Genomic DNA, 18,444 nt, shown 5'->3' with positions numbered 1-18,444 from the left:
GCTGACGGGGAAGACAGTGAGAACTTTGTCTCGTCCGCGCATCCACGAGCAGGTCGTTTGCCGCACTGAAACGTCCCCCACTCAGGGACCGGCTTGCGGACGGGTCCGGGTCTCTTCGTTGATTGGCTATGTCTGCCATGATGGCCGCAATGGACGCCGTGTTCATGGAGTGCGCCGAGCACGGCGTACAGGTGGTGAACCTGAGCGGTGCGATCCGCCAGGATGGCGGCACTGTGATCTTCTCGGGCGCGGCAACCACGCCGTGTCCGACGTGTGGCGCGATCGGTCCGATCATCCCCGGCTCGTACATTAAGGACTCGAAGGAGTCGCCGGTGAGGGCAGTCCTCGACCTCACCCCGACGCAGGCGGACTCTATCCGCCTCATGCTGATCCCAGCAGTCCACGCACTCGGCGACGCGAGGTTCTCAGACCAGCAGGCCTACGCGATTCTCGATCGCAAGCTCGACCGCCTCGTCGCGGTGAACAGCGAGCTGGTTGACGAGGTGCGCGCACTCCGCAAGAAGCTCACCCGGAAGAAGTTCGTCTCGATCCTTCTCGGGCTTGTCTTCACTCTGGGTCTGATCTCGGACTTCGGGGGCGGCTGGCAGACCGTCACTCACGTGGTCGAATGGGCGACTGCCGTCTACGAAGCCGGGCAGGTGCCGCAGGCTTCGGACATCCCACGCGACTTCCTACCTCCCGACGGGCGTCGACCCGGTTTCGGAGTCGAGCGGTAGCGGTGAGCGTGGCCATCGACGGCGACGCGTAGCGCAAAACACAGGGTTCTCGAAGAACGGGGCTGAACAGTCGAGCCGCGAATCGCGGCCGGCGGACGACCGGGCTTGCGGGCAATTCGACCTAACCCGCGTTGCTGCTCCGATCAGATCAACGCGACGACATACTCTCGCCATGTGTCGCCAGAGTTGCTCATTGCTGTAGTTGCGGGTTGCATCGGCGTGCTCGGGACCATCGTGGGTGGGGTGACATCCGCCCTACTGGGGCGATCCGCGGAGCGGCGCCGCCTGGCAGCAGAAGACCAACGTCGCTGGCTCAATGATCGCCGGCAGGTCTATGCGGAGTTTCTCGTTCTCAGTCAATCAATGCTTCGAGAGGTTGATCGCGTCGCAGTGTTCCTGCCATATCAAGGCCACGACGAGGCGAGCGCCGATGATGAGAGCCTCATCGCCGAAGGGCTGACCGAGTATTTCAGCCGGTGGGATGACCAACTTCAACCGAGACTCAGCGACGTGCAGCTAGTCGCGAGTGCGCACGTTGCGGACTTGGCGGAGAGGGTGTCTGGTGCGCTTATGGCGATCACGTCAGTCGTCGAGAGGCGCGGCGCCTTCGTCGACTATTACCCAGGCTGGTTCCGCGCGCAGGATCTCTGGGGCGTTCTGCGAAACTCCATGAGAAGCGAGCTCGGCCTTAAAGACGGGGTAGAGTCCGAGCTCCCCCGCAGCGGCGAGTGGCCATGGCTGCCCGACCGACCTTCAGAGGCGGAATACATCCGTCGACAAACCGAGATTCCGGGCCGTCCCCCGCTCACCAAATCCGAGAGGGACCGGCTCACAGAATCGGACTGAGGCACAGCCGTTCCATTTGAGCCGCCTCGGTTGGGCTGGCGACGCTTGCTCCCCACTGCATCCGGCGTTCGTCTCTGGCACGCACGGATAGGCACCCTGTGCGGGCAGCCGAGAACGTCTGCCAATCGCAATACACTCGATTCGAGGATCTCCGTGCAGTCGAGCGGCGACACACCCGTCAACCCGACCTCGGGAGACCCATGAAGTACGCGTACGAGGATCAGTCTCCGTCCCAGTTTGAGACGCTCGTCGTACTGCTCTGCCAGGAACTTTTGGGCACCTCCGTTCAGGGTTTCGCGACTGGCCCCGACGGCGGGCGAGACGCCCGGTTCGAAGGAACGGCTCAACTCCATCCCAGCACCGCTGCCCCTTGGCAAGGACGGGTCGTCATCCAGGCAAAGCACACCAACGGGCTCAACCGATCGTTCAGCGAGACGGACTTCTTCTCTCCAGATCGGAAATCGACAGTTCTCGGCCACGAGCTGCCTCGGATTGAAGCACTACGGTCGTCTGGCGAGCTCGATCACTACATGCTCTTCTCGAACCGGCGGCTCACCGGGGATACCGAGTCGACAGTGCGACATGCGATCGCGAGCGAGTGCACCCTCCCGACAGGATCGATCTATCTTTGTGGCGTTGAGCAACTCGAGCTCTGGCTCAAGCGCTTCAAGCATGTCCCAGATATGGCGGAGCTTGATCCGCTCGACTCTCCGCTCATCGTCAGCCCCGAGGATCTGGCAGAAGTGGTCGAGGCGTTCGCTCGCCAGTCAAGCACGATCGACGAGGTCTTGGACGACCCGCCGGTGCCGCGCGTGGACCTCGCTACAAAGAACCGCCTGAATGGCATGACAGACGCATACGCCCAGCTGCAAAGACGCAAGTACCTGAAGGATACGGAGCAGATCAGACGCTTCCTTGCTGCGCCTGAGAACGCGCATATCCTGCCGCTATACGAGGGGGCTGCGGACGAGTTCCAAGCCAAGATCGTTGCGCACCGCGCTGACTATCAGTCGTTCGACAAGGTCATGGAGTACCTCATCGACCTTCTCTTCGCGCGAGATGCGGTGCTTCGGCAGCGACAGCACAAGCGACTTACGCGCGCCCTCGTGTTCTACATGTACTGGAACTGCGATATTGGAGAGACGGAGGAACCGGATGCTCAGACCCACTAAGCACTCTCACCCCGACCAAACCGTGGTGGGCGTGGCGACGATCCTCCTGGACTCACTCAAGAAGACGCGTCTCTCCAAGTACGACGCCCTTCTGGCTATCGCCCGAAAGCGTGTCTCCGGCGGCGATGTCCTGTTCCTGCCAGCGCTGAACCTCCTATTCGTCCTCGGGCTCGTGACGTATCGCTCGAAGACCGATGCGTTCGAGTACTCGGGAGCACAATGAAGCTCTCGAAGCTGTACTCGAACCAACCTGAACTCTTCCAAAGCATCGAGTTCAACCCGGGCCTCAATGTGGTACTCGCCGAGATCCGGCTACCGGAGAACCTCGATCGCGATACGCACAACCTGGGCAAGACCACTGTCGGTACCCTGATTGATTTTTGCCTGCTGTCCGGACGAGACAACACCATGTTTCTCTACAAGCACGCCCAGCGATTCAAGTCCTTCGTCTTCTATCTCGAAGTTGCCCTGAGCGATGGAAGCTACCTAACAATCCGGCGCGGAGTCGAGAGCCCTACGAGGATCTCTTTCAAGCGCCATCTCAGTTCAGGACAGGACTACTCAAGCCTCTCTCCTGAGCTGTGGGATCACGTCGACACCCCTTTCGACAAGGCCCGCGACATCCTGGATGGACTGCTGAATCTCACAGGTTTCTCTCCCTGGGCATATCGGAAGGGATTGGGCTATTTTCTGCGTTCGCAGGACGACTACGCCGACGTATTTCAGCTCAATCGATTTGCCGCCGCTCATGCGGACTGGAAGCCATTCATAGTTCAGATGCTCGGATTCGACGGGCGCCTGGTCGATAATTTCTACAAGGAAGAAGCGAAAGTCGACGCACTCGTCTCGCAGCAACAGGTCATTCATCGCGAACTTGGAGGTTCTGCTGAGGACCTCAGCAAGGTCGAGGGAATGCTCCTGCTGAAAGAGAAGCAGGCTGTCGAACGGCAGCAACTGTTGGATGGGTTTGATTTCCGCAAGCAGGACAAGGACGCCACCAAGCGACTGGTTGACGAGGTTGACGAGCAGATCGCTGCGCTCAATGGCGAGCGCTACTCACTCACCCACAATCGCAAACGTGTCGTGTCCTCCCTCGACGAGGGCCGCATGATCTTCGACCCAGATGACGCAGCCACCCTTTTCGCGGACGCCGGCGTCTACTTTGCTGGCCAACTGAAGCGTGATTACCAACAGCTCATCGAATTCAACAAAGCCATCACTGAGGAGCGCCGACAGTATCTGCAGGAAGAGAAGGACGCGATTGACGCTCGGCTTCGTGAGGTTTCTTCTGAGCTGAACAAGCTGGGGAAGCAGCGAAGTGCGAGTCTGACGTATCTCACAGAGAGTGACGTTGTCGATAAGTACAAGAGCGCATCCCAAGAGCTCGTTCAGATCCGGGCCGACGTTGTCGCGTTGCAGAGACAGAAGGAGCATCTGAGGTCTCTGCAACGACTTCGTGATGAGATTCGTAGTGCATCAGAGATCGTCGAGCATCTCGGAGTAGCGCTCGAGCGAGAGTTCGAGCAGAAAAACGACGCGCACAGCCAAGGCATCTACACCGACATGCGCGTTGAGTTTGATGCGATTGTCAAGACGGTTCTTGACCAGAACGCGATCCTCACGGTGCAACTGAATCAGGCACACCACCCGACGTTCGACGCGCAGATTCTTGACGAATCAGGGCGAGAGACCAGTGCCCAACGGGGCCACACCTACAAGAAGCTTCTTTGTATTGCATTCGACCTAGCTCTACTTCGTACTCACGTCAACGCGGGATTCCCATCGTTTGCGTACCACGATGGTGTTTTTGAGTCGCTTGACAAGCGGAAGAAGACAAACTTGGTAGGGGTGCTCCGCGAGAACGTTACGGCGGGGCTCCAGCAGATCATCACCTTGATCGACACCGACCTTCCCCCAAGCGGCGACGGGACACCCGTGTTCGATGAAGCCGAAATCATCCTTCGCCTGCATGACGAAGGCGAAGACGGTCGCCTCTTCCGAATGGCTTCATGGTAGCCAGCGCGAGCAAGTCCCGGGCCAGAAGCCGGCTGCAGCCATAGGCTTCCCACGAGGAGACGAACCGCGAAATCACGCGGCGAAGGAGCACCAGCGAGTCCAATACCTGGGGGCGATCTGCAATATCCGTAGCGAGTAAGAACAGTCTCGGCACCGTAGGCGCCTCCAAATGCTCGTGTCGTTCGGATGCGGAGATCGGCCCCCTCTCCTGCTTTGCTCGGCCGAGCGCGCGCTCACGGCTCCGCTTACGTTCATTGCTCGATCGCGGATCCCCGCTGGGCCTCCGCGGCGTACGCTGACCGCGTGGCGACTCACAGGGGAACCGTAGTCAACAATGTCGACCCCATAGGCCTTGGGAGACTTCAGGTCGCCATCCCTGACGTCACCAATGACTCTCTCCCTTGGGCGATGACCGTTCTGCCGCTCGGTCAAACCCCCTCACCGACACTCCCACCGATCGGGGCAGGCGTGTGGGTGACATTCGAAATCGACGACATCGACTTCCCCGTCATCCTGGGTCAGTTCCCGACCCTTCCATTCATCACTCCAGTTCAAATCGCGGCTGAGCCTAGTCACGATGATGGCCGACGGCCGGGGCGCCGGATTCGTCAGTTCCTCCGCGAGCGTTACCGGGAGCATCCCGCGCACGAGCGCTGGCGACTCACCCCCGCTCAAGCCAACGAGGTCAGGGCGCACTTCAATCAGTGATGGCACTTCGGCACACGGTTACCGGACGGGCCCCTCAGAAGCGTCGAAGACATCGGCCCGCCAGCTGCTGATGATCAATCGACGACCCTCACCGGGACGATCGTCACCAATCTCGCAGTAACTGACCGGATGGGGATCCTCCGCGGCCGATTAATCCCGCGAGTGATTGCGGTATTACGTCAGGTCGACGGTCGGCGAGTCCGCGTTGTTCTTGACGGAGTCGATTCCGTTCTGCGCGGCCGCCTTGGTGGTGTAGCCCTCCGAGGTGGCGATAATCTCCCCGTTGCCAGCCTTCAAGCGAAAGCGGAAGTCGCCCGAAGAACCCTTATACAGCTCAAACTTCCCAGCCATCATTCGCTCCAATCGGTGGCGTCGGACTGACGCCACGTCGACAGCCTGGCCGAAGGCGGGCGGCCCGGCAAGCGGTACCACTAGCTATGAGCGAATGGAGTACGCCGCCATATCTCGCTCATCCGCCGTGGACGCTTGGTCCACGGAATGGCGGCGGCATGACGATGCGGTCAAGGTTGGGGAAGTTCGAGTGTCCACACGCGGGACATTGCCATCCACCCGGAACATCACGCATGACGACGCCGCACTCCGGACACCTCGGCTGCTCCGCCCCGTCGAAGAGATCCATGTCCGTCATGGCGACACGCTAACCCAGCGAACGCAACGGGATCGATGGTTATCCACAGGGCGCAGCGGGCATCGATCACTCCAGGCTCCCTCATCGAGACGATTCGCGACGATCGTGCGACCAGTGTTCGATGAGGGATCCTTATCGTTTGATCGGGGCCCGCGCGCGCTCGCTTCTTTTGACGGTCTCCCGAGGGCGTGACGGCGCCGGACCTTGCACGGCGCCGATCAGCATCAGTTCGACCTGTTTCGCGGTGGCGATCGCATCCGCATGCTTGAGCCACGCCCCGATCGACGTCTCGAGCACCTCCTCGATCGCGGAGCGGACGACGATCACTTCCGCCGGTTGACGAGGCTTTCCGCGACGGACGCGAAGGGTGTTCTCGAGCGTCGCGTCCTCGTGAAGCCGCGTGCGGTTACGGCCGAGATGCAGTTCGACGGCCGCGATCAGTTCAGCGACTCGACGCTCTCTCGCTGCCCGCTCAGCGGTTGATTTCGCACTTCGCACAGCCGCGGCGATCTCTCGACTGGTCAGCAGATCGACGCGTTTCATCCGCTCAGCAACGACCTCGGCCGCACGAGCGTACATGAACTGCCGTGCATCGACTGGCGGCAGGCCCCCGCGGACGCGGGTCGTGACGTAGGACTCCGCGAACCCAAGCAAGCGATCGCCGTGCTTCACCACTTCCTCCGACAACATCTCGGTGAAGATCGTGAATTGACGCAGCCGTTCTGGTAGTGCGGCGTCCCCGAAATACTCATCAGCTGATCGAGCATTCGCGCGTCTCTCGGCCGCCGTCGTGCGGTGTACGCGCTTGGGCGGCAGACCGGCTCGCTCGAGCCGGCGAGCCATGCGCTTCGCCGCGGAGTTCGCATCGAGATCTGCCCGGTACTTCTCGGGATCGCTTCGCCGCTTCCGCTGGATCTCGGCGGTGCGCTCCTTGTTTCTGTCGGCCCACGCCTTTCGAGCGCGCTTCATCTTCTCGGGTGCGGAGTCGCGCCACGCGGTCGCGCGATCGTTGAGCTCCTCGCGATGCGTCCCTCGGTAGCGCGCGTAGTATTCCTGCAGTTTCTCGCGGTTCGCGGCGGCCCATCCCCGCCTGTATGCCCGGACCTCGTCGGGGTGCGATACCTTCCAGCGCTTCGAGGCTTCGTTCGCCCGGCGACGCTTCTCCTTCAGCCGTCCATTCCGCGCGGCCGATCGCCGCGCTGATTCCCGGTTTAGCTCTCTCGAACGTTCGAGATTCTGCTCTCGCCACCGCCGATTCAGCTCTCGAACCCGCTCGGGATTCGCTGCCTTCCAACGCCGCGTCGAAGCGGCGTGCTGCTCGGGATGGTCGCGGCGATACCGGCGGTTTCGTTCGCGGGCGGCCTCAAGATCACCATCCGCGCGATGGTTCTCTTCCGGTTCGGGCGCGGGCGGAGTTGCGGAGTCATTCAAACTGCCGCCCATCGACTCTCTACTCCCCCGTCGGGTCCGGAGCGAGTTCGATGATGAGCTCGATAAGTTCAGCGCGATGAGCCGACGGGTTCGTGATGACGCGCCCAACCACGAGCCGCAGTTCCTCGAGGTCCGCGGCATCCAGCGCCATCACCGGCTCCAGGCAGTACGTGAGGTCGTTCTCAAGGCTGTAGTCGCGGTCGTCGACCGCGATCTCGGGATAGTAGAAAAGCGACGCCAGCCCGGTTCGTTGCAGAAGCTCGTCGAATTGCTCTTGGGGCAGACTCATCAAGACCTCCGGGATCGATCGCCAGACCTGTGCACAGCCAGACTGGCCCGAATAGGAGGTGAGCGTACTCCCCCACGCGGCGGCAACGATCAGTGGAGAACTCGCGCCGGCGTCCGTGTCATCCGTCCGAGCGCCACACCGTCGCTCATCACAGGCGCTCGCGCACTGCGCCACGCTCTCGCCTCACGGGTGCGCACACGAATCAGCCAAATGAGGCTCACCGGGCCGGCGAAGACGAACTTGGCCGCGTTCCAGAGGAAGAGCAGCACAAGCAGGTTCACCCATCCTGGTGCGCCCTGTTCCGTCAGTCCCGCGCACAGCGCGGCCGCGAAGACGTACATCGCGGCGAGCGGTACCGCCAGCATCCCCCATTTCAGACCACGGGGGGTGAAGATCCTGGCGAGGAGGATGTTGGTCGGCATGTACCGACGCAGAAACGAGCGGAGTCGGATGCTGAGCATCCAGATTGCTCCGAACATGCGGCTGCCCTTCATACGTTCGGCAACAAGAACCTGGAAGGACTGGCCGGAGGGCCGTCGTGCCATCGCCACGAGCGACGGCGCATATGAAATTGCCTACTGCCGAGTGTAGAACCGGGCGACGACATGCAACAGACCTACCTGCCCGGCGCACTCAGGTTGCGAGCGCTCCCCCGCGATCTGAGATTCTCGCCATGCTCGTCGCGGGCCAACCGCCGGGCTGCACCCATGGCCATGCGTGCCTGGACTGCGTCGCGCTCCTGAGCGGTCGTCACCGGCGCAGGCCCCAAGGGAGTCTGACCGGTGATGCCATACCGGTCGCGATACGCCGCCACAACGCGAGCCTGACGCCGCCATGCCGACCGGCTCGCTCCGTCCGGTTCCACGCCCAGGGTCGCGACCCACGACTCGCTGCTTCGAAGGGCCTTCTCGACGAGTTGTTGCGCGCGACGCTCCATGAGCCCGCGTCTCTCATCCAAGGCGCGACGCATTTCTGACGTCATCGCACCGCGGGCCTCGGGAATGAGTCCAGCCATGAAGCGCGGAGCCTTCCTTCCCATGCCACGAGTTGTCTCCTGTGCGATCGCCTTCTCGAGCCTCGAGAGGAGCACCGCCGCAACATCCCCCGCACCGGCGAAGCTTCGCGCACCAACAAGCGCGCGGACGAGCAGATCAACATCGTGATGCTGTGCCTCGGCACGCCTGAGACCGGCTGTCAGGGGCCCGAACGCATCAGAGCCCACGACCGCCGCCGCTTCCGCGGGCGACAAGCCCGAGCCGTGAACCGCCGATACCCAGCGATCGTGTTGCGCATCGGCCGCGATCGTCTCGTATTCGGCGGCGAGCTGGGCGATGCTCCCCCAGCGGTCCTGCTCGACAGCCATCGTCTGGTGTACGGACAGCTCGGCACCCACGTGGTGGAGCACTCCACGAAGGACTGTCCGTGCGTTCGCATCGCGCGGGTCGCCGGGGTGCGGCCCGGTGTGCGCAATCTCAGGACGGTCGACGGCGACGTATGCGATGTTGGACTCCCGCCCGCGGGTCATCGCGACATAGAAGCTCTCCCGCGTCATCCCCGACTGCACCACGACGTGAGCGGTGTCTGTCGTAATTCCCTGGGCGCGGTGCGCGGTGATCGCGTATCCCAGATCGACGTGCTCTGCGACATAGGCCGCTGGCAACATGACCGCCTGACGCGCACGTCGATCGGCGCGACGGACCAGCATCCGTCCGTCGCGGAGGACGTCAAGGACCCTCCATCTGTCACCATTGCGAACCCATGAGCGGCCGGTTCGCAGATTCCGGTCGTTCCGCCGAGTGAGAACGATGTCGCCTGCCGCAGCGGCGGTACCGGCGCGCAGTGCCACTTCCGTCGTCCCGGAGATGTCACCGTCGACGATGCGCTCCGCTCGCGCGCGCACGTTCAGCACCGAGACAGCCTCATTCGAGTCCGCCACGAGAATGCTCGACCTTCCGCGACGAACATCCTTGCGCCAGGCGAGGTAGGCCGCGCCGATCATTTCCTCAGATTCGCCATCCGCCAGCCGGTCATGCTCCGCGTAGACCTCGACCGCGTCGATGTCGCCGTCCCTCAGCTGGACGGATGCTTGCTTCTCCCATGCGTGCGTGAACCGGTGTACATCGATGAGCTCGGGCACGTCGTCACGGTCACTGACGAGTAGGGCGAAGGCTCCGCCCGCTTCCACAGCCTGGAGCTGGGCATGGTCGCCGACAAGGAGCACCTTGGCGCCGGCATCCTCGGCGAGGCTCGTGATGCGATCCAACGAGAGGGTGCCCGCGAGCGAGGCCTCGTCGACAATGACGAGCTGACCACGGGAGAACCTCTCCCCCCGAGTCAAGTGATTCGTCCACCATTTCGCGGTGTTCTCGGTCGGAATCCCCAGGTCTTCTGCGAGGACATGTGCAGCGCCGGCTGACGGCGCGAGACCCACGACGGATCCGTTGCCGTAGACCGCCTCCCAGGAACCGCGCAATGCGCGCATGGCAGAGGTCTTGCCCGTGCCGGCGGCGCCGACAAGAAGATCAACCGTGCGTCCGGAGTTCGCGATCTGGCTCAACGCCGCGACCTGATCGGGCGATAGTGCCTCATTGCCAATTTGCCTGCGAGATCGGGATGACCATGCGGGGGTCAGACGGGGCGCGCTCATGTCGCGAGCCCGGTCAAGGAGGCGGGACTCCGCATCGAGCAGGAGTCGGGCTGTGTAGACAGCGCTTCGCCGGGCTCGGAAGACAGACGAACCGTCGGAACGCTGGAACGCGAGGGGACTCTCGGCCATCTCCGGCGGCGAGAGTCGGAGCGACGCGTTCTCGGCGGCTGCGGCGACGAGCTCGACAGCCGTCTCGCGATTGGATGCCGAGACGAAGCGCATCGGCCTTGTCTGGCGTGCAGCCTCGGCGACGAGATTCCAGTGCCGCCAGGTTGTGCGCTTCTCGGCGACTGCAGCCATGACGTTCTCGCCGAGAGTGGCGATGGCGTCGAGGGAAAGGTCGGTTGCGTGCATCGGAGGAACTTGCGAATCGCTTTGCGTAGCGACCAATTCGGCCCATAGTGTCGCATCGCTGCCGAGGACCTGCGTCGCACGTTGCCGCCATCCCGTTCTGAGGTCAGCGAGCGAGTGGACGTGCTTCTCCGGGCGAGTGGCGAGAGTCGCTTGCGCGCGCAGCTTCATGATGGTGGCCGGGTTCGGGCGATGCCCGTGCGCCGTGACGAACGAGTCGATCAGCCGGTCGGTCTCATCGTCGATCGCCTGCGATCGCGTCGAGAAGTGGGCGATAAGTTCCTCGGGGACAGCAGAGATCGACCACGCCGGGTTTCGGTCACGGCCCTGATCTCGCGGCTCCCATCGCACGCCGATCGCACGGGTCAGCTCGTCGGTGAAGATCGCTTCGTGCAACTCCGAGAGCGCAACGACCGCCGCATGCAGCGGTCGACCGTCGAGCGAGCGCCACTTGTCGTCGAGTGCGGTCTGCGCCTTGTTGCTCACGACGACGTGAGTGTGCAGATGTGGATCGCCCGCGCGGCTGTCGAAGTGATCGAAGGCTGTTGCGATGACCCCTTTGACGCTCACTTGTGCAACCGCCCCGTCGCCGGCCGTCGCACCGGTACGCGTGGCTGCAACCTCGCGCTCCATGTAGGCAACAACGTGCGCGACAGCGCGGTGGTGTGAGTTGACGATGAGCGCTTGCGTGGCTGCGTCTGCAACACCCCACAAGACGCTCGCCGACTTCGGGATGGAGAAGGTGAAGTCGAAGCCGGCGACCGCTCGTCGATGGGATGCCGGCGCCTCACCTTCGTCGCGAGCGTTCCCATACTGGGGATACGCGCGTCCCAGCGGCTCCCCCGTGACGGGATGCCGCCCCATCCCGATCAGCAGCTGCAGCTGGGACTCGGTGACGGTGTCGCCAACATTGATGGTGGTTGTCAGCGAGGCGACGCCGGCCCCCATCCATTGGCCCGGCGGGGTGCCCGCTTCGCTGTAGTACCGAGTCAGTGGAGTCGAGAGCGACCGGGCTCCGTCTCCGGCGGCGACGGTGCGGAGGAAGTACTTGTACCCATCGCCTGCGCTCATGACCCGCATCGAGACCGTCACCGCGGCACCTCCGCTCCTCACGGAGGAGGTGCACATCCTCGATCTGCAAGAGGCGTGGCACCTTTTGAGAGCGGGCAGCCTCGAGATCGAACGGGACCTCACGGACGCTGCGGTTCGCCTCAGTCGAGCGGCAACTGAGCCTTCAGCCAGGACGAAACCACGGTCTGCCAACGGTCGGGGTCGGAGTTCCAGGTCATCGTGTGAGCGGCATCGAATTCTTCGAGCTGAACGGTGTCGGGAAGCAACCCGGCGAATGAACGCGCGACGCTCAGGGGCGCGGAATCATCGCGGGTGCCGTGCAGGACGAGCGTCGGAGTCTTGAGCTCGTGGGCCCGCGCTATCCAGTCGAGCGCGCGAAGGGGAATTGGGGATTGGAGTCCGAGCGCCCGCGAGAGCGGAGCGAGTGTGAGCCAGGGCACGGCGAGCAGCGCAGCCGATGCTGGTAGGCCGGCACGAACGCAGTTCGCCTTGAGCGTCGCGACCCAATCGAGGACGGGTGACTCGAGGACGAGGGCATCGACCTGGCTTCGGCGCGTTGCACCGGCGACGAGCTGCAATGCGATAGCAGCCCCCATGGACCAGCCGAAGAGCACGATTCTTCGGGCTCCATGGTCGAGTGCAAATTGCACGGCTGCATCGACGTCGTCGGCCTCGGCCGCGCCGAGCATCGATCGGCCCGATCCGATGAGCGGACCCTCGCCGTCGTTCCGGTAGCTCACGATCAGGGAGGTGTAGCCGAGCTCAGTGGCGAGACGTGCTCCGCGAAGGGTGCCCGAGCGAGGGCTGCCCATCCCATGAATGTGGATCGCCCAGGTCGTCGCGCTGTCCCCATCGCCCTCGATGAGCCACGCAGGCGCCATACCCGCGGGTGTCGAGATCCGCACGTCCGTTGCCGAGAGCTCGGCCTCTGCTGGAGTCGAGAAGAAGATCCCGCTCCACGACGCTCGATCGCCGCGGGACGGTTCGAGCCCCGGTGACGTCACCGTCAGCCGACTGGCAACCAGATCCGGCCCGCGGTCGAGAATCTCCTCGGAGAGCTGCGCCCAGCCGCTCGCCTCGAACATCAAGAAGTACCGGCCCCGAGCCGTCGTTTGCCGTGTGCGGTCAAGTACTACCAAGACGCCGTCATCCTCCTGCTCGACATTGCGAACCGTCAGATCGAAGCGTCGAGCCGACGGTGGCGCGGTCAGCCGGCGGGCGATAACTCCGCCGAGGCCGATCGCTGAGACTGCCGCAGCGCCGATCGTCCACGCCAGCACTCTCACCGACCGCACCTCTCTTCCGCAATAAGACCGACTCACCGCGCGTCCGAGCCAAGCAGATGCGCCTCCGCGCGTTCCAGGAGCTGGCGGTCATCGATCGTCGGATCGAACGTCACTCGGGGATCGATCATCGCGTCCCGGATCTCGACCACTTCGCGGTGCAGCACCGTCTCCGGGTCCTCCGGCCGGACGGTCGTCGGGCCGCGCTGGCTCAACCCTGGGCGGACTCGGTTCGCGGCATCCCACATCGGCGAGAGCTGCTCCACGTAGTCTCGCGTGCGCGCCAGTCGCGTCCTTTCAGCCATGTAGCGCAGAAACGGCTGACCGGCCAGGCCGACGCAGAGGAAGGCGAATGTGAGCAAGAACAGAGGGTAATAGAGGGTCCCGACCGTCAGCATCAGCTCCAGGTTCCCGGTGAGGTGTGCGACATCCATCACGATGACGACGATGCTCAGCGCCACCCCGAGCAGGGCGCCGATGATGATTGAGGCAGCGGGAAGTCGCTGGATACCGCTGCGAAGCCGATATTGGCGGATCGCGACCGCTGCCATGGCCGTAATCACGACTCCGAAGTACGTGAACTGGATGATCGAGTAAGCGGCCGCAGCCGGCTGGGCTCCGAGGTCGAGCATGAAGTTAGTGGTGGACGATCCTCGGTCGATGAGCGAGAACGCCACCACGATGCCCACCAGCGCGGCGACCAGTGTGATCGGGCCGAGTGCGATGCGCACAGGAAGGGGGTGATACTCGGCGACCTTCATGATGCCGCGACCGAGGAAGAAGAGGCCGACCATGAGTGCGGCATCCGCGATCAGGGTCCCTATGTTCGAACCGCCCAATGCCGCATCAACCGGCACATACACGGCGTCAACGCCGAGGGTCATGGCGATAGCGATCGTGGTCGCCGCATAGGTGATGCTGCGTTCTGCTCGCCGGCGGCGAAGGACGAGCAGGCTGATCACCAGGACCCACATCAGCGCCGCGATGATCGGCTGGATCATCCGAATATCTCCAGATAGCGAGACTCCGCGAACGCCGACCCTCTGATGGCGGCTGCCAAATGATCAGCGAGCGACTCGGCGGCGATCTCGCTCTCGCTGTCCAGATCCTTCCTCGCCAGAAGGCGTCGACGAGTGCGCGGAGGGATGTCGGGAAGCAATGAATCGTCGTTGGAGAAGTCCTCGTCGTCACCATGGCCCAGGAGCATGTGCGCGAACTCATGCAGGACGAACTGCTGGCGGTGCAGGAGCGACTCGGTTGGGGCGTGGATGACGATGTCCTCGGTTTCCTTCACGAACCACAGAGCGCAGATCCCGTCCTGCTCGCCGAGGTCAGCCAGTTCGACTACTCGAAGAGTTCTTTGACGACGTTCTTGAAGGACGCTGACCAAATCATCGAAAGTGAAGGCGCTGCCGAGCGCGAGATCTTCCATGGCTGTAGAGACAGTCCGTTCGATATTCACGTGTCATCACTCCCTTCCGGGAGCATGCGCGCGGTCGGCGGCGAGGACCGGCGTGGGCGCTGCTCAGGTTTGTGTCATGTCCTCATCCAGGAACTTGCTGATCGCTTGCAACGCCTTCGGCGAAACATCGCCCAGTGTGCGCGCAGCATAGGACTTCACCTTCGCGGCGCGCATCGAGCGGACAAGATCGAGCTGCGCGTGAACCTTCTCGGGGATCGGCGCCCCCTCCTCACCCAGAAGGAACGGCGCATCGACGTCGAAGAACGCCGCCAATCCGTCGACGATGAGGGGATCCCTCACGTAACGGTGCCCGTTAACCATGTACGTCCAACGCGATCGCGAGAGGTTCGCTCCCCGCGCCTCGAGGAACGACGCAATCTGCGCATAGGTCGGTTCGGCGCCGGACTCCGCGATGGAGACATCCAGCAGGAGCCTGAGGCGCCTCGCAAGATCGGCCGCCGCCGCTCCATTTTCGTCTTCTGTCATGTCTACTGGACCACCCATCGCCCTCGGGCAGGCAAGGCATCGTCGCGCGGTTGATACCGCAGCCCATTGGTTGGGCATGCTCAAACTACTCGTTGCGCATGATCAACACAAGGTATTGCGCATGCTCAACTGATGGTGCTAGACCAGGAGCAGGCGAGCATTGAGCATGCTCAATTGGAGGAGACCAAGGGCCGGATTCGATTGAGCAGTGCGTCGGCCACCCCGCCGGCACTCACAGCGCGTCGCTCGGCCACCTGTCGAATGACCAGAGCTTGCACTCCCCCATTCTGATGACCCCGCCACGGCGCTGCGGTCTGACGGAGTGCCTCTTCTGCTCCCCATGGAGCACCTACGTGTCACGTAGCGCACATCGCGGCGCGCCGTCACTAGGGAAGGTGAAACGCCGTGTCCGACCAGTCGACAAGGTCCGATTCCGAATCCAGGCTCAGCCAGTTGCACGACCGACTCGTGCAATCCGTCGAAGCCCTCATCGACAGCGACGACTGGAAGCGCGCACTCGAGTTCGCGGCCAACTTCCGCTCGCGGTCTTTCAACAACACGCTGCTGATCTGGGCGCAGCACAGTGCTGCGTTCGAAGCCGGCACTGCGTCGGAGCCGATGCCGAGGTACCTTGCAGGCTTCAAGCAGTGGGAGGACCTCGGGCGCAGGGTCATCGCGGGCCAGCACGGCTACATGATCTTCGCCCCCAGGACGGCGCGATTCGCGACTTCTACACCGATGGATGTCTCGTCCTGGCGCCGACTGGAACTGCGCGAGCGCCCACAACCTGGCGAGGCGGTGCGATCCGGAGTGATCGGCACTCGGCCGGCCTACGTGTGGGACGTCGCCCAGACGAGCGGCGCGCCGATTCCCGAGCAGCCCTGCCCCCAGCTCCTCCAGGGCGCAGCTCCCCCAGGCCTGTGGGATGGACTCGCGGGTTTGATCTACGCCGAGGGATTCAGCCTGTCGCTCGTCGCGGACCAGGCTCGCATCGACGGCGCCAACGGCGAGACCGATTTCGTCAACAGTCGAGTGACGATCCGAGAAGATATGGATGACGCCGCCAGGACGAAGACCCTGGCGCACGAACTCGCGCACATCAGGCTGCATGGTCCGGATCACAGTGGGCTCACGCATCGCGGTATCGGCGAGGTCGAGGCCGAGTCCGTCGCGCTCATGATCGCAGCGGCGCACGGCATGGACACCCGGGGCTACACAGTGCCATACGTCGCCGGATGGGCGACCGCGGTACCGGATGCGAATGCGGTAGCCGTGGTGCAGCGGACTGGGGAACGGGTGCGGCGTGCGGCAATCGCCATCCTCGACGCGCTTCCTACCGAGCAGGTCGGCGCAGGAGATCCGCCAGGTCTGGATCGCTCGAGGCCCGCCGCAGATCTCTCTCGTGCGGGTGCTACCCGGCCACCGAGTCGACGCGGCGCGCTGCCCGTCGGAGCGCGGGGGCTCGCATGAGCATCGCCGATGTGCTCATGACGGTCGCTCGCCTCGGCACTTGCGAGGCCGCGTATGAGTTCGCTGCGGCGGGCCTGCCGATCTTCCCTTGTGAAGCCGGCGGCAAACGACCGCTGACTCGCGCCGGCTATCTCGACGCCACTCGCGACATCAACGCGGCTTCCGATTGGTGGCGACGCTGGCCTCAAGCGAATATCGGGATGCCGACCGGAAGACTCTCGGGCATTGACGTCGTCGATGTCGATGTCAAAGGCGAAACCTCCGGCTTCCCTATGCTCCACCGCGCCGTCGACGAGGGTCTCTTGGAAGGCGAGATTGCGCGCGTTCGCACGCCGTCGGGCGGCATGCATATCTACTTTCCCTCTACGGGGGCAGACCCGCAACGATGCTGGCAAGCAGCGGGCGCGCACATCGACTTCCGCGGCGACGGCGGCTACGTGATCGTGCCCCCTTCGGTCGCCGTGGTGCAGAGCGGAGTAGCCGCCTATCGCCCCTTCTCATTCTCGTCCGCGCCTGCGCAGCCGATCGACGCCGTCGCACTGCGAGAGTTCCTCGAACCCCGGCCAGTCCGGCAGGAACGCGCCGCGGCGGGCCCAGTCAGCGGCGAAGTTCTCGCTGTTTGGATGGCGAGGCTGCGGGAGGGAGAGCGCAACCACGGGCTGTTCTGGGCCGCGTGCCGCTTGAGCGAATCGGGCGTGATCGCAGAGGCCATCGTCGAAGTTCTCGGTCCAGCTGCGGAGCGCATCGGACTGGACGCGCAGGAAGTCGAGCGCACCGTCTCCTCAGCGTGCCGCCACACACACTCCGCCCGCCGCGACGGCACGGCTCCACGAGCCACGAATCACACCCCTCCGTCCGCGTCATGCAACGAGCCGAGGGGGCTCGGATGAACCGAACCGGGCCAGGCGGGATCCGGCTCGCCATGCTGACCGCAGTCGTCGGGACGGTATTCATCGCGGCCGGAGCATTCTGGCTGTCCTTCACCTCACTGGCCGACCTCGCACGGCGATCCGGCTTGGCCGCCGAGCAAGCATGGGCCTGGCCACTGATCGTCGATGGGATCATCGTCGTCGCGACCGTAGCCGTGGTCGTGCTGGGTGGGTCACGTGGTGCGTGGTACCCATGGATGCTGCTATTCGCGGGCGCCCTGATCTCGGTCACCGGCAATGCTCTGCATGCTGTCGTAACCGCGACATCCGAGGTGCCGCTCGTGCTGGCAGCCGCAGTCGCCGCGATCCCTCCGCTCGTCCTGCTCGCGATCACACATCTCACTTCGGTGCTGACTCGGCACGCATCTGTCCCCGCGCTCTCGCTGACGAGCGCGCCCCTCAAGGCGGAAATGACGCTCGACGTCGTCGACTCCACGCCACCGACAGATTCCAGCGCTGGACCGGTGGGCGCCGTGGAGCTGCACGCATCGGGTTGGTCGAACCGAGCGATCGCCAGACACCTCGGCGTGCACCCCTCGACCGTCGGCAGATGGCTTCGAGACCACGTGGCTGGACCGCAACCGGAGAACGTACTACCAGAAGGGGGCTGAGCGATGGACGACCAATATGACGAGGGAGCGGACGGGGGTCGGGAGCCGATCGGCGATCGGCCGACCGATCGGATGCCGGAAGGCCTTGAGCACGACGCGCATCGCCGCATTCTCCATAGTGCCGAAGAGCAGGCGCAGGCGCCTCGCCGGAAGCTGTCTGACCGCGGAGTCGCATGGGTCCGCATCTCTGACCTGATCAGCTCCGGCGCCGGCCGAGTCGCGGGCCGCGGCATCGACTTCGAGGCGGAGCTCGCGCGTCGCCTGCGACACCCCGCGGATGTCACGC

18 protein-coding genes are annotated in these 18,444 nt (G+C 63.8%); 9 read left to right on the top strand and 9 right to left on the bottom strand.

The features are described 5' to 3' along the window. The first annotated feature begins 149 nt into the window (after positions 1-149). From RWQ91_RS14825 to RWQ91_RS14800, 6 genes are all read left to right on the top strand, one after another. Positions 150-737 (top strand): hypothetical protein, encoded by a 588-nt coding sequence (locus RWQ91_RS14825; RefSeq protein WP_314507527.1) that lies wholly within the window; start codon positions 150-152, stop codon positions 735-737. A gap of 174 nt (positions 738-911) precedes the next feature. Further along, positions 912-1,583, top strand: coding sequence for a hypothetical protein (locus RWQ91_RS14820; protein WP_314507523.1), 672 nt, complete (start codon positions 912-914; stop codon positions 1,581-1,583). A 200-nt stretch (positions 1,584-1,783) separates the two neighbouring features. Continuing rightward, positions 1,784-2,755 (top strand): ABC-three component system protein, encoded by a 972-nt coding sequence (locus RWQ91_RS14815; RefSeq protein ID WP_314507521.1) that lies wholly within the window; start codon positions 1,784-1,786, stop codon positions 2,753-2,755. Further along, entirely contained in the window at positions 2,739-2,978 is a 240-nt protein-coding gene (locus RWQ91_RS14810; RefSeq protein WP_314507519.1) for an ABC-three component system middle component 8, read from the top strand. Before RWQ91_RS14815 ends, RWQ91_RS14810 begins: the two co-directional genes overlap by 17 nt. Beyond that, complete coding sequence (locus RWQ91_RS14805) at positions 2,975-4,771, top strand: DUF2326 domain-containing protein (RefSeq protein ID WP_314507516.1); 1,797 nt, start codon at positions 2,975-2,977, stop codon at positions 4,769-4,771. The genes RWQ91_RS14810 and RWQ91_RS14805 overlap by 4 nt, the downstream gene beginning before the upstream one ends. Positions 4,772-4,957: 186 nt before the next feature. Beyond that, on the top strand, positions 4,958-5,479 hold the full coding sequence (locus RWQ91_RS14800) for a phage baseplate assembly protein V (protein WP_314507513.1): 522 nt from the start codon (positions 4,958-4,960) through the stop codon (positions 5,477-5,479). 174 nt (positions 5,480-5,653) lie between these two features. Here RWQ91_RS14800 and RWQ91_RS14795 read toward each other — a convergent pair whose 3' ends face one another. From RWQ91_RS14795 to RWQ91_RS14755, 9 genes are all read right to left on the bottom strand, one after another. Beyond that, positions 5,654-5,830: a YegP family protein gene (locus RWQ91_RS14795; RefSeq protein WP_314507511.1), complete on the bottom strand. Its 177-nt coding sequence runs from the start codon at positions 5,828-5,830 to the stop codon at positions 5,654-5,656. A gap of 430 nt (positions 5,831-6,260) precedes the next feature. After that, entirely contained in the window at positions 6,261-7,571 is a 1,311-nt protein-coding gene (locus RWQ91_RS14790) for a hypothetical protein (RefSeq protein WP_314507509.1), read from the bottom strand. A gap of 7 nt (positions 7,572-7,578) precedes the next feature. Beyond that, entirely contained in the window at positions 7,579-7,848 is a 270-nt protein-coding gene (locus tag RWQ91_RS14785; RefSeq protein WP_214465593.1) for a hypothetical protein, read from the bottom strand. An 89-nt stretch (positions 7,849-7,937) separates the two neighbouring features. Continuing rightward, positions 7,938-8,327 (bottom strand): sulfate permease, encoded by a 390-nt coding sequence (locus RWQ91_RS14780; RefSeq protein WP_314507505.1) that lies wholly within the window; start codon positions 8,325-8,327, stop codon positions 7,938-7,940. A gap of 137 nt (positions 8,328-8,464) precedes the next feature. Beyond that, entirely contained in the window at positions 8,465-11,926 is a 3,462-nt protein-coding gene (gene mobF / locus RWQ91_RS14775; protein WP_314507744.1) for a MobF family relaxase, read from the bottom strand. 131 nt (positions 11,927-12,057) lie between these two features. Beyond that, positions 12,058-13,203, bottom strand: coding sequence for an alpha/beta fold hydrolase (locus tag RWQ91_RS14770; RefSeq protein WP_314507503.1), 1,146 nt, complete (start codon positions 13,201-13,203; stop codon positions 12,058-12,060). 32 nt (positions 13,204-13,235) lie between these two features. Then, the gene (locus RWQ91_RS14765) at positions 13,236-14,201 is read right to left on the bottom strand and encodes a DUF6545 domain-containing protein (protein ID WP_314507501.1); all 966 of its coding nucleotides are present in this window, start codon (positions 14,199-14,201) and stop codon (positions 13,236-13,238) included. Then, the gene (locus RWQ91_RS14760) at positions 14,198-14,662 is read right to left on the bottom strand and encodes a hypothetical protein (protein WP_314507498.1); all 465 of its coding nucleotides are present in this window, start codon (positions 14,660-14,662) and stop codon (positions 14,198-14,200) included. The genes RWQ91_RS14765 and RWQ91_RS14760 overlap by 4 nt, the downstream gene beginning before the upstream one ends. Before the next feature lie 63 nt (positions 14,663-14,725). After that, positions 14,726-15,148, bottom strand: coding sequence for a hypothetical protein (locus tag RWQ91_RS14755; RefSeq protein ID WP_314507495.1), 423 nt, complete (start codon positions 15,146-15,148; stop codon positions 14,726-14,728). Positions 15,149-15,553: 405 nt separating this feature from the next. Between RWQ91_RS14755 and RWQ91_RS14750 the strand changes: the two genes are divergently transcribed. From RWQ91_RS14750 to RWQ91_RS14740, 3 genes are read left to right on the top strand one after another with little or no spacing between them, the layout of a single operon-like run. Next, positions 15,554-16,618, top strand: coding sequence for an ArdC-like ssDNA-binding domain-containing protein (locus tag RWQ91_RS14750; RefSeq protein ID WP_314507493.1), 1,065 nt, complete (start codon positions 15,554-15,556; stop codon positions 16,616-16,618). After that, positions 16,615-17,508 carry a bifunctional DNA primase/polymerase gene (locus RWQ91_RS14745; RefSeq protein WP_314507490.1) on the top strand — a complete coding sequence of 298 codons (894 nt, stop codon included), beginning with the start codon at positions 16,615-16,617 and terminating at the stop codon, positions 17,506-17,508. The genes RWQ91_RS14750 and RWQ91_RS14745 overlap by 4 nt, the downstream gene beginning before the upstream one ends. Further along, a complete protein-coding gene (locus RWQ91_RS14740; RefSeq protein ID WP_314507488.1) occupies positions 17,505-18,158 on the top strand; it encodes a DUF2637 domain-containing protein in 654 nt (217 codons plus the stop codon). Before RWQ91_RS14745 ends, RWQ91_RS14740 begins: the two co-directional genes overlap by 4 nt. Positions 18,159-18,444 lie beyond the last annotated feature (286 nt).

The sequence above is a fragment of the uncultured Microbacterium sp. genome, from assembly GCF_963524805.1.
Taxonomy (GTDB): Bacteria; Actinomycetota; Actinomycetes; order Actinomycetales; family Microbacteriaceae; genus Microbacterium.
This window is presented reverse-complemented; position numbering and strand designations above follow the sequence as displayed.